Here is a 14,353-nt window from a genome sequence, read left to right on the forward strand (position 1 = left end):
GGCCGCCTTGGCGGCCCGGACGCGGGGCGGTGCCGACCGGGTTCAGAGGGCGGCGGCGCTGCCCTCGACGAAGGCGCTCCAGGTGCCGGGCGCGACGGTGAGGACGGGGCCCTCGGTCACCTTGGAGTCGCGGATGTGGATGGCGGCGGGGTGCGCGGCGATCTCGACGCAGGCTCCGCCGTCACCGTCGCTGTAGCTGGACTTGCGCCAGTGGTAGGCGACTTCGATGCAGTCCCCGCCGTCGCCGTTGCTGTAGCTCGACTTGAACCAGTGGAGGGCGACGGGACCAGGGCCGGGGTGTGCTGCGCGGGACATGTTTCTCCAAGCAGTGCGTCAAGCAGTGCGTCCAGTAGCCGGGCGCTCTTCTCGACGGTGAGCGCCTGGGTACGCAGCATCCCATATCTCTGCATCAGCGCGCTGACGTCGGCGGCCTCGTCGTACAGCTCGGCGCGGAGCTGACCGTCGATGTAGGCGAGTCCATCGTGGTCGGGCGTTTCCAGCAGAACGAGAGGCCCCGCGAGTCCGGCGTGCTGAGGGGCGCTCCGAGGCATGATCTGGACGGTGACGAACGGCAGATCCATGCAGCGCCGCAGATGGAGGAGCTGCTCCAGCATCACATCGGGGTCGCCCAATTGAGTGTGCAGGATGCTCTCCTCCAGGATGAAGTGGAGGATCGGCCGGGGCTTGCGCTCCAGGATCTTCTGGCGGTCGAGGCGGTCCGCCACCCGCTGCTCGATCTCCTCCTCTTCAAGGGGAGGGTAGTTGCAGCCGAAGATGAACCGCGCGTACGCCTCGGTCTGGAGCAGCCCCGGGATGAGCTGCGACTGGTACGAGTACAGGCTCACCGCGCTCTGCTCGTACTGCACGAAGTCATTGACCAGTGCCTGATACCGCTCCTTCCGCGGGATGCCCTCCACCGCGACCCTCAACGCGCCTTTGGTGTCGAGCAGTTTGTCGAGTGTGGTGGCCAGGTCCGGTTGGAGGGCCCGTCGTCCCTGCTCGATCGAGGAGATCGTGTCCTCGCCCACCTTGGCCAATTCGGCGAGGGCTGCCTGTGTCAGCCCGGCGAGCTTGCGGAAGTGGCGCAACTGCGCCCCGACCAACTGCCATGAGGTAACACGCCTGGTGCCGCTCTGCTTTCCCGGTTGCATGGTCTGGCTATCCCCCATCGACGCCGTTGTCCACCCGTCAGAACCCGTACAAACGCGTTTGTACATCTCGACGCTCTGCTGAACCCTAGTTACACCGTGTGAGCGTGGGGGCATGAACGAGACATCCCAACTCTCCTACTTCCGGGCCGCCTTCTACTGCCGTGAGCGCAGGTCGATCCCCGTCGTACGCAAGTTCGCGCGCAAGGCGTTGGTCGAGTGGGAGTGCGAGCAGCGGGCCGACGACGTGCTGCTCTGCGTGACCGAGCTGGCGACCAACGCGCTCCGCCACGGGGTGCCGCCGGGGCGCGGCTTCAAGGTCCACATCCACCTGGAGCGGGTGGACGGCACCATCCGCCTCGAAGTGCACGACAGCGGCGAGGGCGAGGTGTGCCCGGCGGAGGTTCCGCCGGGGCCGGAGGACGAGGGCGGGCGCGGGTTGCTGCTGGTCGCCGCCGTGGCGGACGCGTGGGGCGTGAAGGAGCGTAATCCCGGCAAGATCGTGTGGTGCGAGTTCAGCGTGGTCCGAAATTAGCTGTTGCCGTTACGGCAAGTATGTTTGTCGTTTCGGCCGCTTCGGCGCACTCTCGTCATCGAGCGGAGGCCATGGACGGGTCTCCGGCGACGACGAAGGAGGCGCGGTATGGAGCGGCAGCGGTACGACGTGGTGATCGTGGGCGGCGGCGCGGCCGGCCTGAGCGGGGCGCTGGCCCTGGCGCGGGCGCGGCGCTCGGTTCTGGTGATCGACGCGGGCGAGCCCCGTAACGCCCCCGCCTCCCACGTGCACAACTACCTGGGCCGCGAGTCCACCCCGCCCGGCGAGCTGCTGGCGATCGGCCGGAACGAGGCCGCCGGGTACGGGGCGGAGATCGTGTCGGGCCGGGTGGCCTCGGCCGAGCGGCTGCCCGGGGCCGAGGACGCGGGCTTCCGGGTGGTGACGGAGGACGGCCGGAGCGTCGAGGCGCGGCGGCTGCTGGTGACGACCGGGCTCGTGGACGAGCTGCCGCCCGTGCCGGGGCTGGCCGAGCGGTGGGGGCGCGAGGTGCTGCACTGCCCGTACTGCCACGGCCACGAGGTCGCGGACCGCCCGATCGGGGTGCTCGCCACCGGCCCGCTCGCCGTGCACCAGGCGCTGATGTGGCGGCAGTGGAGCGACGACGTGACGCTCTTCCTCCACACCGGCCCCGAGCCGTCGGCGGAGGAGTACGAGGAGCTGGCGGCCCGCGACGTGGCGGTCGTGGACGGCGAGGTGGCGGGGTTGGAGATCGCGGACGACCGGTTCACCGGCGTACGGCTGACGTCCGGGCGGGTGGTCCCGCGCGAGGCGCTGGTGGTGCAGGCCCGGTTCACCGCCCGGTCGGCGGTGCTGGAGTCGCTGGGGCTCACGCCGGTGGCGCAGGAGATGGCCGGAACGGTGGTCGGGACGTACATCCCGAGCGACCCGACCGGCGCGACGGAGGTCCCCGGGGTCTGGGCGGCCGGCAACGTCACGCGCCTCACCGAGCAGGTGGTCGGCGCGGCCGCCGCGGGGCTCATGGCGGCGGGGGCGCTCAACGGCGATCTGATCACGGAGGACACCCGACTGGCGGTGGCGGCCCGCCGCGCGTGAGGGGCGGGGAGTGCGGCGGGGCGGTTCGGCCCGGTCGGCGGGGCGCGCGACGGGCGGTGCGGCGGGCGGAGCTGCGTGGTGGGGCGAAGGCCCGTACGGCGTAACGCGGACCGGCGAAGGGGAGGTCGCAGGGGTGAAGGCCGGGGCCCGGCGGATGTGTGAGTTCCGGTTGAGGGGATACGCGGAGAGTGCCCGCCGCCACGAGGGCGCCGGGCGTCGGAGACGTAAAGGGAGACTTCCGTGGGCATCATCGCCTGGATCCTCATCGGCCTGTTCGCCGGGCTCATCGCCAAGGCGCTGATGCCCGGCAAGGACCCCGGGGGCTGCATCATCACGATCATCATCGGCATCGTGGGCGGTCTGCTGGGTGGCTGGCTCGGCAAGGTGATCTTCGGCGTCGACTCGATCGACGGCTTCTTCAGTCTCTCGACGTGGGTGGCCGCCATCGTCGGTTCGGTGATCGTCCTGCTCATCTACCGGATGATCGCGGGCCAGCGTTCCCGATGACCCGGCGCCCCGGGGCCCAGGCTCCTGACGTCCGGCGCCCCAGGCCCCAGGCGTCCGGCGTCATGCGGTGACCTCGGGTCCCCGGCGCCCCGGCTGGGCGCGGTGACCCGGGGCCCCGGCCCCGGCGGGGTGCGGCGTCCCGGCCCCGACGGCGTACGGCCGATTTCTCGACGGGTTGATTCGTCCGCTTCTGCCTACATTGGCAGGGGTCAGTAGGGCAGCCGTCGCAGGGGCCGACCCCGGCACGTCCGCGGAAGACGAACAAGAGGACAAGAGGAAACGACGACATGACCGACACCTCGCGCAAGCCGACCACCTCCGACTCCGGCGCCCCGGTGGAGAGCGACGAGCATTCGCTCACCGTCGGACCGGGCGGGCCGATCCTGCTCCAGGACTCGTACCTGATCGAGCAGATGGCCCAGTTCAACCGCGAACGCATTCCGGAACGCCAGCCGCACGCCAAGGGGAGCGGCGCGTTCGGGAAGTTCGAGGTGACCGCGGACGTGTCCGCGTACACGAAGGCGGCGCTCTTCCAGCCGGGCGTCACGACCGACCTCGTCGCCCGGTTCTCCACCGTGGCGGGGGAGCGGGGCAGCCCGGACACCTGGCGCGACCCGCGCGGCTTCGCGCTGAAGTTCTACACCAGCGAAGGCAACTACGACATGGTGGGCAACAACACCCCCGTGTTCTTCGTGAAGGACCCGATGAAGTTCCAGCACTTCATCCGGTCCCAGAAACGCCGCGCGGACAACAACCTCCGCGACCACGACATGCAGTGGGACTTCTGGACGCTCTCGCCGGAGTCGGCCCACCAGGTCACCTGGCTGATGGGCGACCGGGGCATCCCGCGCACCTGGCGCCACATGAACGGCTACACCTCGCACACGTACATGTGGATCAACGCCGAGGGCAAGAAGTTCTGGGTCAAGTACCACTTCAAGACCGACCAGGGCATCGAGACGTTCACGCAGCACGAGGCCGACCAGATGGCCGCCGCGGACACGGACTACCACACGCGTGACCTGTTCGAGCACATCCGGGACGGCGACTTCCCGAGCTGGACGCTGAAGGTTCAGATCATGCCGTACGAGGACGCCAAGGACTACCGGTTCAACCCGTTCGACCTGACCAAGGTGTGGCCGCACGGCGACTACCCGCTGATCGAGGTCGGCCGGATGACGCTGGACCGCAACCCCACGGACAACCACGCCGAGATCGAGCAGGCGGCGTTCCAGCCGAACAACCTGGTCCCCGGCATCGGCCCGAGCCCGGACCGGATGCTGCTGGCGCGGCTGTTCAGCTACGCGGACTCGCACCGCTACCGCATCGGCGGCAACTACCAGCAGCTTCCCGTCAACGCCCCCGTCGCCCCGGTGCACACGTACTCCAAGGACGGGGCGATGGCGTACCGGAAGACCTCCGACCCGGTTTACGCCCCGAACTCCAAGGGCGGCCCGGCGGCGGACACGGAGCGCTACGGCACCCCGCCGAGCTGGTACGCGGACGGCGACATCACCCGGGCGGCCTACGTGGACCACGCGGAGGACGACGACTGGGGCCAGGCGGGCACGATGGTCCGCGAGGTCCTGGACGACGCGGCGCGCGACCGCCTCGTGGACAACGTGGTCGGCCACCTCCTCAACGGGGTGACCGAGCCGGTCCTCAAGCGCGCGTTCGCGTACTGGACGAACATCGACGCCACGATCGGGCAGCGCATCGAACAGGGCGTCCGCGAGAAGGCCGGCGAGAAGGACCCGAAGGCCGCCGAACAGGCCAACCCGGCCCGCAGCTCCATGCAGCGCAAGGCGTAGCGGCCGACTTCAGCAGCCTGCCCCAGGCCCCGCACTCCGTCCATGGAGTGCGGGGCCTCGGGCTGCTCAGTGCTGGATCAGTCCGCCGACCGGCACCGGGTTCACGTGGCCGGAGGCCGGGAGGGTCTCCGCCAGGGCGAGGCCGATGTCCACCAGGGAGGACCGGCGCAGGCGGGCGACCTCGGGCAGCGGGGTCCACACCGACGTGGCGGTGTCGCCGTTCGGCTCGGGGCGGAGGGTTCCACCGGTGACGCGTACGCGGTAGAAGACGCCGACGTTCTGCAGCTCGGGCGTACCGGGGCGGCGGCGCTCGGCCGCCGGGACCACCCGCGAGTCCACCCCGAGGAGGCGCACCACCTCGGCCTCCAGGCCGGTCTCCTCGGCGACCTCCCGGACCACCGCGTCGTACGGGTCCTCCGCGTGCTCGACGCCGCCGCCGGGGAGCGTCCAGACGCGGTCGTCGTCCGGCCCCACGGCCAGCGCGAGCAGCACGCGCCCGTCCTCGACGCACACCGCGTACGCGGCCAGTCTCCGGTCCATCCGGGGAGGCTACCGGCAGGCGGCCGACCGGGTGGCGGGCAGGTCACCGGTTCCACGGGGCGGGACAGGGCCGCCTCCCCGCTGAAGATCATCGGCGTGCAGAATGACCCGTATGTCGATAACGAACACTCCGCGGACGGCCACGCTCGACGACGCCCCGGAGATCAGCCGCACCCTCGCCCGCGCCTTCGCCGACGACCCGATGATGGGGTGGTTCTTCCCCGGCGGGGAATCGCGCGAGCCCGATCTGACGCGGTACTTCACCACGATCTTCACCCGGCAGTACGGCCTCCACGGGGTGTGCGAGCGGACCGCGTCGGCCGCCGCGTTCTGGGTGACGCCGGAGGGGCAGGAGAAGGCGGTCCCGGACGCGGAGACGGTCGCCGAGCTGGAGGAGATCCTGGGCGACCGGGCGCCGCTGTTCCGGGAGGCGGTCCAGGCCGCCGCCGAGCAGGGCCCCAAGGAGCCGCATTGGTACCTCGCCGTCGTCGGCGCGGACCCGGCCGCCCGGGGCCAGGGGCACGGGGCGGCGCTGCTGCGGTCCGGGCTTGCCCAGGCCGACGCGGCGGGGCTGCCGGTCTACCTGGAGTCCTCCAAGCCGGACAACCTCCCCTTCTACGAGCACTTCGGCTTCACCGTGCTGGGCGAGGCGGCCCTGCCGGGCGGCGGCCCGGTGCTGTGGGTGATGCGGCGCGAACCCGTGTCCGCGGGGCGGTAGCGGGGCGGGCCGACGGCGCGCGGGGGGCGGCGGGGCGCGCGGGTCGGGGCGAGGTCCGGGGGCCGGGGCGAGGTTCGGGGGCCGGGGCGCGTCAGACGCCGGGCGGCGCGCCTGCCCTCCCGGCCCGCCCGTACAGCGTGTGCCGTACGAGCGGGCCGGGCGTACCTGGCGGGCCGGGCGTGGCTGGAGGCGCGGGCGTACCGAGCCGGCCTGCCACGACGGGTCTCAGAGGCACTTTCCGTTCAGCCAGGTCCTCAGCTCCCTGGGCCAGGTGGTGACCATCGCCTGCGCGGAGACGGGCGTGGCGAACTGGTCCAGCTTCTCCTGCCAGGTGGGGTAGTGCAGGGAGGCGGACGGGGCCGGCTCCTCCCAGCCGTACTCCGCCGAGTCCACCCAGCGCGGGAAGTTGGTGAGGGTGGCCCCGAGACCAGCCGCTTCCATGCGCTTGATGAGTTCGGGCCTCAGTTCGGTGTTCTTGGCGCCCGTGTAGATCATGATCTTCTGCTGGGAGGCGCGTTCGGAGATGGGCGCGATGACCTCGTTCCAGGCGGTCTCGCGGATGGTCTTGTCCGGGTTGAGCAGGGACTGCCCGGCCTCGCCCTTGAGCTCCACGAACGCCGCCATGTTCTGGTTCTTGGCGCTGTCCAGCCATTCGCGGAAGGTGTACACGGTCTCGCCCTGGTACGGACCGCGGTCGATCGTGCGGCCCTTGAGCTGGTCGGTTCCGGTGGCCCACCAGATGTCCGTGACCGGGACCTCGGAGCCCGTGAGGCCGCGAGTGGTGCGGTTGTGCCACATCACGCCCTTGGTGCCGTTCTTGGTGAGCTGGAGGTCGGCCTCCACCCCGCCCGCACCCCAACTCTTGTACTGCGCCAGCCCCTTCGGGTGGTTCGGCTGGCGAATCTTGTCGCGCAGGTACGCGTTGTCCCCGGTCGGGTAGCCGCCGTGGCCGTACACCACCGGGCAGACGGGCAGGGGCGGCGGGCTGCTGTAGCGCTCGAACAGGTGGGTCCGGTCGAGGTTCCAGCCCGAGGGCTCCGACCAGCTGTGCAGGGCGCTCCCGAGGGCGCCGTCCGGCTTGGCGGTCCAGGTGATGGCCTTCGCGCGGCCGTCGCTGTATCCGTAGAAGGCGGCGAGATCGTCACGCCCGTCGCCGTTGTAGTCGCCGGTCACGATGCGCATCTGGGACCGCTCGTACCAGCCCGGTACGGCGCTCAGGAGTTCGCGCCGGTCGCCGAACCTGCCCTGGGCGTCCAGGCCGAAGCCGATGAGGGCGTCGTGCCCGTCGGCGTAGTCGTACCAGGCGGCGAACTCGTCGCGGCCGTCGCCGTCGAAGTCTCCGGCGTGCACGCTGACCCGGCCGAACTGCCAGCCGGTGGACTCCCAGCCGGTTACGGGCTCGGCGAACCCGCCGCCCGGCTCGGCGGCGAACGCCATCAGCCGCACGGAGCCGGCGATGTAGCTGTCGAGGACCCCGATGTCGTCGCGCCCGTCGCCGTTGAAGTCGCCCGTGGCGAACTTCATGCGGGCGACCTCCCAGCCTTCGGTGGCGGGGCGCGCGAAGGACGGGGTGGGGGCGCCGAAACCGCCCTTGGAGTCGGCGAGGAACGTGAAGAGCTTGTCGTCGCCGCTGCGGTAGTCGTACCAGGCGGCGATGTCGTCGCGGCCGTCGCCGTTGAAGTCGCCGGCCTGGGCGGTGATCGCGTCGAAGGTCCAGTTGTCCGGGTCCACGGCCCAGGAGGTGAAGTGCGGGGCGAAGGTGCCGTCGCCCTTGCCGAGCCAGGTGAGGAGGGCGACGCGTCCGCTGTCGTAGCCGTAGAAGGCGGCGACGTCCCCCGTGCCGTCGCCGTTGAAGTCACCGGTGACGCGCTTCATGTGCTCGGCCCAGAAGTTGCCCTTGGGCGACTCCCAGGCCCGGTTGGGCGCGGCGAAGCCGCCGTCCGGGCCCGCCAGGAAGGCGCGCATCCCGTCGTTGCCCTCGCTGTAGTCGTACCAGACGGCCATGTCGCTGCGGCCGTCGCCGTCGTAGTCGTGGCGAGGGGCCTTACCGGCCGTCCGCGCGGTGGCGGCGGACGTTCCTCCGGCGGTCCGGGCGGGCGGTCCCCCTTCGGCGGCGGGTTGCGAGGCGGTGGGCTGCGTGGCCGGTTCCGCTGCGGCGGCGGGGTGCGTGGCTGTGCCCGCTTCGGCGGTGGGCTGCGCGGTCGCTCCCACCCCGGCGGCGGGGCGGGCGGCCGTGCTCACTCCGGCGGAGGCCACGTACGGGAACCCGGCCGGTCCCGGAGCGGAAGCAGCGCTGCCCGTGACAGTCGCCGGCCCCGGCGCCTCCACCCCGCTCACGGCGGCGCTCGCGCTGCCCGTGCCCGCCTGCACGCCGAGCAGGGCGCACACGACGGCGGTGCCGATGCCCCCGAAACGTCTCTTGCTCCGACCGTTCATCCCCACGTCCCCATGTCCCATCCCCCAAGTCCCTCTATCCACATGTCTACTTGGCTGTTCCTGTGCCAGGTGTGCGGCGCCGCCGAGCGGGAACGCGCCCGCGGCCGACGAGGCCCCGGCGCGCTCCGCTGCCCGAAGGGGCGTCACCCTCCGGTCGCAGGAACCCACTTCGGCCGACCCCTTCACCTCGCCCGCGCCCCCACCCTCGGCAAAGCCGCCGACGATTAGATCACCGGCGCGTCCGGCGGGACAGACCGAGCCCGGGGACTTTGCGAAGTCTCTGCCCAGGACCCGCGACCGAGGCGGCGGGGGACCAGGGGCCGATGTGCGGGGGCCGGGCGCTCCGTAAGGTTCCGGGACGAGCGGTGCCCCGCGACCGAGCACGGTGACCCGCGTCCCTCCAGGAGGTTCCCCCGATGCCGGCAGACGCCGCGGCCCACGTACGCATCGCCCGCCCGTCGCTCGACCTCGAAGCGGCCGAACGCTTCTGGGTCGCCGGGCTCGGGCTCGCCGTCCAGTACCGGCACGAGGCGGACGGCACACCGGGCCGCCACTCGCTGCTCATGGTGGGGTGGCCCGGCGCCGGCTGGCACCTGGAGCTGGTCCACGACCCGGCGGCACCCGTCGTACCGCGCCCGACACCCGAGGACCTGCTCGTCGTCTACCTCGGCGAAGAGGTACCCGGCGCACTCGTGCGGCGGCTCGAAGAGCACGGCGGCACACGGATGCCCGCGCACAACCCGTACTGGGACACGTGGGGCGTCACCGTCCAGGACCCCGACGGCTATCCGCTGGTGCTCTCCACCCGGACGTGGCCGTGATCCGCCGCCTCGGGGCGCGCACCCGCCTGACCCGCCTCACCCGCCCACCCGTACGTCGGCCCGCCGGACCGCCGCCCCTGACCGAGGCGGAGGCCGCCGAGGCCGAGGCGCAACTCGGCATCGTCCTCCCGCCGGAGTACCGCCGTCACCTGCTGGAGGTGAGCGCGGGCGGTGAGACCTTCGTACGGCTGGAGAGGACGGCGGACGGCTGGTGGTGGACCCACAACACCGCCACGCGGCGCGATCTGCTGGCCCTGCCCTTCCCGCACCCCGACTCCTACAAGGAGGCCGACGAGGCTCTGGCCCGGCGCGAACCCCGCATCGAGGACCACCCGGACGACGAGGCGTACGCCCGCGCCATGACCGCCTGGGACGACGAAGCCGGTGAGTTCGAGGACCGCAAGACGGCCGGGGCCGTCGTCATCAAGGAACACGGCTGCGGCTTCGCCACGCTCCTGGCCGTCACCGGCCCGCTGGCCGGCACCGTCTGGTGGGACGGCCGGGCCACCTGCGACCTGATCCTCCCGCTCTCCCTGAACCACGCGACGGGCGCCCGCCCCGTCACCTTCGGCGAGTGGCTGGAGCACGGCTCCTGGAACCTGCTGCCACCGGGCTGGTGACGGGTACCCGGCTCGGTCGTGCCGCTACGCCGAGGTGTGGACGGGGCAGCGGACCGGGGCGCATGGCCGGGTGAGTGTGGCGCTCCGTTCCCTCGCCTGGCTCGTCGCCGTTCCCCCGGTCGCGGCGGCGGTGCTCAGTCTCCGGTGATGCGGCCTTACGCCCCCGTCCACGTCTCCGGAGCCCACACCCCCGACCGCTTCAGCGAGGCCGGGCAGTGGCGGTAGATCTCCTCGATCCGCACGATCAGGGCGAGCTTCGGGCGCTGGCCCTTCACCGTCATCGCGTCGAAGAACGGCCCGTCCGTGACGATGTGGGCGCGGCCGTTGACGCGCAGGACGTCCATCGCGCCCGGTATCAGGTAGAGCAGGCCCACGCGCGGGTTCGCCAGGATGTTGTGGAAGCTGTCCGCGCGGCGGTTTCCCGGCCGGTCCGGCAGCGCGATCGTGGACCGGTCCAGGACGTGGGTGAAGCCCGGGGCGTCGCCGCGCGGGGTCGCGTCGCAGTTGCCGTCCGCGTCGGACGTGGCCATCGTGCAGAACGGCGAGCGGGCCAGCATCGCCACGTCGTCGTCGGTGAGCCGGTCGTGGACCTTGTCGATCACGATCGGGTGCGGGGTCCCGAGGAGTTCGCGCAGTTCCTCCGCCGAGCCGAGGGGCACGGTCCCGGCCAGCGGATCGGCGGCGGGGGCGGTGGGTTCGGCGGCGTACGACAAGGAAAAGCTCCGGAGCTCGTGGGGTGCGGGCAGCGCAGGTCGGGCGGGCGCTGTTAGGGTGACCTTACTTTGAGCCCCCTTGTGTTCTCCCTCCGGGGTGGGCCGGTCATGCGCCCTGCCGGGGTGCGTCGGCCGCTCTTCCGGAGGTGGCGCTTCCGGGACGGACAGGGCGGATGGGCCCGGCCCGTCCGGCCGCGAGGGCGTTTCCCCTGCCGGGAGGCGTTCCCCGGAGCCGAGCGCGCCTCCCGTACCGGAGGCGTTCCCGGAGCCGAGCACATCTCCCGTACCGGAGGCGTCTCCCGTGTCCGAGGGGGCCGGCGCCGACGAACCAGCGTGAGGAACGAACAGTGCACCACCGCATTCCGGCTGCCCCGGCGGCCGGGTCGTGAGCGGCTCCGCCGTCCTGGCGAAGACGAAACCGGCCGGCGGCAAGGAGACTCGGCGCAAGCGCAGCCGGCCCGTCCTCGCCCTCGGGCTGCTCGCCGCCCTCGCCGTACTCTTCCTCACCGTCGTCGCCAGCCTCGCCGTCGGCTCCGGCGACGTGCCGTTCCGCGACGTGGTGGACGGGGTCCTCGACCCGGACACGGCCGTCAAGGGCCAGCTCATCGTCCAGGAGGTCCGCATCCCGCGCACCGTCGCCGGGCTGCTGGCCGGCGCCGCGCTCGGCCTCGCCGGCACGGTGATGCAGGGCGTCGCCCGCAACCCCCTCGCCGACCCCCAGTTGCTCGGCATCAACGCGGGCGCGTCCGTCGCCGTCGTCTGCTCGATCACCCTGCTCGGGATCACCGTCGCCAGCCAGTTCATCTGGTTCGGCTTCCTCGGCGCGCTGCTCGCCGCCCTCCTCGTGTACGGGGTCGGTTCGCTCGGCCGCGAGGGCGCGACACCGGTCAAGCTGGCCCTCGCCGGAGCCGCGACCGCCGCCGTCCTCACCTCGATCACCAGCGCCATCCTGCTCCAGGACCGCGGCAGCTACGACCAGTTCCGGTTCTGGCAGCTCGGCGCACTGACCGCACGCGGCCCCGAGGTGCTGTGGCAGGCGTCGCCGTTCATCCTCGTCGGCGCCGTCCTCGCGCTGGCCCTCGGCCCCCAGCTCAACGCCCTCTCGCTCGGCGACGACCTCGCCCGGGGCCTCGGCCAGCGCGTCGGGGCGATCCGCATGGTCTCCGCCCTCGCCGTGGTGATCCTCTGCGGCGCGGCCACGGTCGTCGCCGGGCCCATCGGCTTCGTCGGGCTCGCCGTGCCGCACGCCGCCCGCCTGATCACCGGCCCCGACTACCGCTGGGTCCTCCCGTACAGCATGGTGCTCGCCCCGATCATGCTGCTGCTCGCGGACATCGTCGGCCGGGTCATCGCCCAGCCCGGCGAGGTGCAGGTCGGCGTGGTCACGGCCGCCCTCGGCTGCATCCCGTTCATCTGGCTCGTACGGCGCAGGAAGCTGGTGGAACTGTGAGCGGGGCACCCGTCGTCGCCGAGAACGCCGCGCACCCGGACGGGGAGCGCCTCGCCGACGCCGTACGCCAGATCTCCGCCGTACGCTCCCGGGGGCTGCGGCGCTCCCTCCTCGTCAGCACCGGACTGCTGGCCGCCGTCGTCGTCGTGTTCGGCGTCTCGCTCAGCGTCGGCGACATGGTCATGCCGATCGGGAAGGTCGTGGAGACCCTGTTCGGCGGCGGCGACGGGGGATCGCGGTTCGTCGTGCTGGAACTGCGGCTGCCCCGCGCCCTCCTCGCGATCCTCATCGGCACGGGCTTCGGCCTCTCCGGAGCCGTCTTCCAGACCGTCCTGCGCAACCCGCTCGCCAGCCCTGACCTCATCGGCATCAGCGCGGGCGCCAGCGCCGTCGCCGTCACCGCCGCCCTGCTGTTCCAGGTCAGCGGGCTCGCCCTCTCGGCGGGTGCCCTCACCGGCTCCCTCGTCGCCGGGACGGCCATCTACCTGCTCGCCTGGCGGCAGGGCGTCGCCGGGCAGCGCCTGGTCCTCGTCGGGATCGGCGTCGGCATGGGCCTGTCCAGCGTCGTCTGGTACGTCATGGCCCGCTCCGACGTCACCGACGCGCAGGAGGCGTTCCGCTGGCTCGCGGGCAGTCTCAACGGCCGCTCCTGGAGCCAGGTGTGGCCGCTGCTCATCGCTCTCGGCCTGCTCGTCCCGCTGACCGTCCTCGCCGCCCACGCGCTGCGCCCCCTCCAGCTCGGGGACGACGCCGCCGCCGGGCTCGGCGCGAAGGTCGAACGCGGCCGGCTCGCGCTGCTGCTCTGCGCGACCGCCCTCGCCGGGGTCGCGACCGCCGCCGCCGGACCGGTCGGGTTCGTGGCATTCGTCGCCGCCCCCATCGCCCGCCGCCTGGTCCCCGGCCGGGGAGCGGCCCTGCCGCAGGCGGCCCTGACCGGGGCGCTCCTGGTCCTGGTCGCGGACTTCGCTGCGCAGCACGCCCTGCCGTCCGTGCAGCTCCCGGTGGGCGTGGTCACCAGCATCATCGGCGCCCCGTACCTGCTCCTCCTCCTGGCCCGCGCCAACCGCGTCGGCAGCGGGGGCTGAGATGGAGAGAACCCCGGACGTGGCGACCTACCGAGAAGACGACGAAAGGCATGGCCCTGTCGTGGCCGAACACACCGCCGAACACACTCTGGAAGCCCGGGACGTCCGGCTCGGCTACGGCGAACGCGAGATCGTCCCCGGTCTGAGCGTGGCCGTGCCGCCCGGGAAGATCACCGTCATCGTGGGCCCCAACGCCTGCGGAAAGTCGACGCTGCTGCGCGCCATGGCCCGGCTGCTCGCCCCCTCCGCCGGGGCGGTGCTCCTGGACGGCCGGTCCATCCAGGAGATGCCGACCAAGGAGGTCGCCTCCGTACTCGGCATCCTCCCGCAGAGCCCCACGGCCCCCGAGGGCATCACCGTCTCCGACCTGGTCGGACGCGGCCGCTACCCGCACCAGGGCTGGTTCCGCCGCTGGAGCGCCGAGGACGACGAGGCGGTGGCGCGGGCCCTGCTGTCGACCGACGTCCTGGAACTGGCCGACCGGCCGGTGGACGAGTTGTCCGGCGGCCAGCGCCAGCGGGTGTGGATCGCGATGGCGCTCGCCCAGCGCACGGACATCCTGCTGCTCGACGAGCCGACCACGTTCCTGGACGCCAGCCACCAGCTCGACGTCCTGGACCTGCTCACCGATCTCAACCGCGAGCGGGGCGTCACGATGGTGGCCGTGCTCCACGACCTGAACCTGGCCTGCCGGTACGCGGACCACATGATCGCGATGCGGGCGGGGCGGATCGTCGCGGAGGGCCGGCCGGTCGACATCGTGACGGAGGAACTGGTCAACGAGGTCTTCGGCATGCGCTGCTCGGTGATCGAGGACCCGGCGTCGGCGACCCCGATGGTCGTGCCGCTGGGCCGCCACCACATCAAGGACCCGGCCGCCTGAGCCGCGTACGGT

The 14,353-nt window shown here is 72.2% G+C and carries 14 protein-coding genes and 1 pseudogene; 10 read left to right on the forward strand and 5 right to left on the reverse strand.

Going from position 1 to position 14,353, the window contains the following annotated elements:
- Nucleotides 1-42: 42 nt before the first annotated feature.
- Together IF19_RS1000000138405 and IF19_RS0122805 are read right to left on the reverse strand one after the other, a co-directional pair.
- Nucleotides 43-315, reverse strand: coding sequence for a DUF397 domain-containing protein (locus IF19_RS1000000138405; RefSeq protein WP_078580744.1), 273 nt, complete (start codon nucleotides 313-315; stop codon nucleotides 43-45).
- Nucleotides 316-404: 89 nt separating this feature from the next.
- Nucleotides 405-1,265: pseudogene (locus IF19_RS0122805) on the reverse strand (helix-turn-helix domain-containing protein); the annotation flags it as partial.
- On the opposite strand from IF19_RS0122805, the gene IF19_RS0122810 reads away from it, so the two are divergent.
- From IF19_RS0122810 to IF19_RS0122825, 4 genes are all read left to right on the forward strand, one after another.
- Entirely contained in the window at nucleotides 1,264-1,683 is a 420-nt protein-coding gene (locus IF19_RS0122810) for an ATP-binding protein (protein WP_030117136.1), read from the forward strand. The pseudogene IF19_RS0122805 and the gene IF19_RS0122810 overlap by 2 nt on opposite strands.
- Nucleotides 1,684-1,791: 108 nt before the next feature.
- Nucleotides 1,792-2,757, forward strand: a complete 966-nt coding sequence (locus tag IF19_RS0122815; protein ID WP_030117135.1) for an NAD(P)/FAD-dependent oxidoreductase — start codon at nucleotides 1,792-1,794, stop codon at nucleotides 2,755-2,757.
- A gap of 240 nt (nucleotides 2,758-2,997) precedes the next feature.
- Nucleotides 2,998-3,264 (forward strand): GlsB/YeaQ/YmgE family stress response membrane protein, encoded by a 267-nt coding sequence (locus IF19_RS0122820; protein WP_030117134.1) that lies wholly within the window; start codon nucleotides 2,998-3,000, stop codon nucleotides 3,262-3,264.
- Nucleotides 3,265-3,551: 287 nt separating this feature from the next.
- Nucleotides 3,552-5,075, forward strand: coding sequence for a catalase (locus tag IF19_RS0122825; RefSeq protein WP_030117133.1), 1,524 nt, complete (start codon nucleotides 3,552-3,554; stop codon nucleotides 5,073-5,075).
- A 66-nt stretch (nucleotides 5,076-5,141) separates the two neighbouring features.
- Here the strand turns inward: IF19_RS0122825 and IF19_RS0122830 are convergent, their stop codons facing one another.
- Complete coding sequence (locus IF19_RS0122830) at nucleotides 5,142-5,615, reverse strand: NUDIX hydrolase (RefSeq protein ID WP_030117132.1); 474 nt, start codon at nucleotides 5,613-5,615, stop codon at nucleotides 5,142-5,144.
- A 103-nt stretch (nucleotides 5,616-5,718) separates the two neighbouring features.
- Here IF19_RS0122830 and IF19_RS0122835 point away from each other — a divergent pair, with 103 nt between their 5' ends.
- Nucleotides 5,719-6,333: a GNAT family N-acetyltransferase gene (locus IF19_RS0122835; RefSeq protein ID WP_030117131.1), complete on the forward strand. Its 615-nt coding sequence runs from the start codon at nucleotides 5,719-5,721 to the stop codon at nucleotides 6,331-6,333.
- A 225-nt stretch (nucleotides 6,334-6,558) separates the two neighbouring features.
- Here IF19_RS0122835 and IF19_RS1000000135480 read toward each other — a convergent pair whose 3' ends face one another.
- Entirely contained in the window at nucleotides 6,559-8,769 is a 2,211-nt protein-coding gene (locus IF19_RS1000000135480; protein WP_050493977.1) for an FG-GAP-like repeat-containing protein, read from the reverse strand.
- A gap of 416 nt (nucleotides 8,770-9,185) precedes the next feature.
- Between IF19_RS1000000135480 and IF19_RS0122845 the strand changes: the two genes are divergently transcribed.
- Together IF19_RS0122845 and IF19_RS0122850 are read left to right on the forward strand one after the other, a co-directional pair.
- Nucleotides 9,186-9,590 carry a VOC family protein gene (locus tag IF19_RS0122845; protein WP_030117130.1) on the forward strand — a complete coding sequence of 135 codons (405 nt, stop codon included), beginning with the start codon at nucleotides 9,186-9,188 and terminating at the stop codon, nucleotides 9,588-9,590.
- Nucleotides 9,581-10,210: an SMI1/KNR4 family protein gene (locus IF19_RS0122850; protein ID WP_234310682.1), complete on the forward strand. Its 630-nt coding sequence runs from the start codon at nucleotides 9,581-9,583 to the stop codon at nucleotides 10,208-10,210. The genes IF19_RS0122845 and IF19_RS0122850 overlap by 10 nt, the downstream gene beginning before the upstream one ends.
- Nucleotides 10,211-10,365: 155 nt before the next feature.
- Here the strand turns inward: IF19_RS0122850 and IF19_RS0122855 are convergent, their stop codons facing one another.
- Nucleotides 10,366-10,923, reverse strand: a complete 558-nt coding sequence (locus tag IF19_RS0122855; RefSeq protein ID WP_030117128.1) for an MSMEG_1061 family FMN-dependent PPOX-type flavoprotein — start codon at nucleotides 10,921-10,923, stop codon at nucleotides 10,366-10,368.
- A gap of 385 nt (nucleotides 10,924-11,308) precedes the next feature.
- Here IF19_RS0122855 and IF19_RS0122860 point away from each other — a divergent pair, with 385 nt between their 5' ends.
- From IF19_RS0122860 to IF19_RS0122870, 3 genes are read left to right on the forward strand one after another with little or no spacing between them, the layout of a single operon-like run.
- The gene (locus IF19_RS0122860) at nucleotides 11,309-12,373 is read left to right on the forward strand and encodes a FecCD family ABC transporter permease (protein ID WP_030117127.1); all 1,065 of its coding nucleotides are present in this window, start codon (nucleotides 11,309-11,311) and stop codon (nucleotides 12,371-12,373) included.
- Complete coding sequence (locus tag IF19_RS0122865) at nucleotides 12,370-13,458, forward strand: FecCD family ABC transporter permease (RefSeq protein ID WP_030117126.1); 1,089 nt, start codon at nucleotides 12,370-12,372, stop codon at nucleotides 13,456-13,458. The genes IF19_RS0122860 and IF19_RS0122865 overlap by 4 nt, the downstream gene beginning before the upstream one ends.
- Nucleotides 13,459-13,477: 19 nt before the next feature.
- On the forward strand, nucleotides 13,478-14,341 hold the full coding sequence (locus IF19_RS0122870) for an ABC transporter ATP-binding protein (RefSeq protein ID WP_030117125.1): 864 nt from the start codon (nucleotides 13,478-13,480) through the stop codon (nucleotides 14,339-14,341).
- Nucleotides 14,342-14,353: the final 12 nt, after the last annotated feature.

The organism is Streptomyces californicus, assembly GCF_000717645.1.
Lineage (GTDB): Bacteria > Actinomycetota > Actinomycetes > Streptomycetales > Streptomycetaceae > Streptomyces > Streptomyces californicus.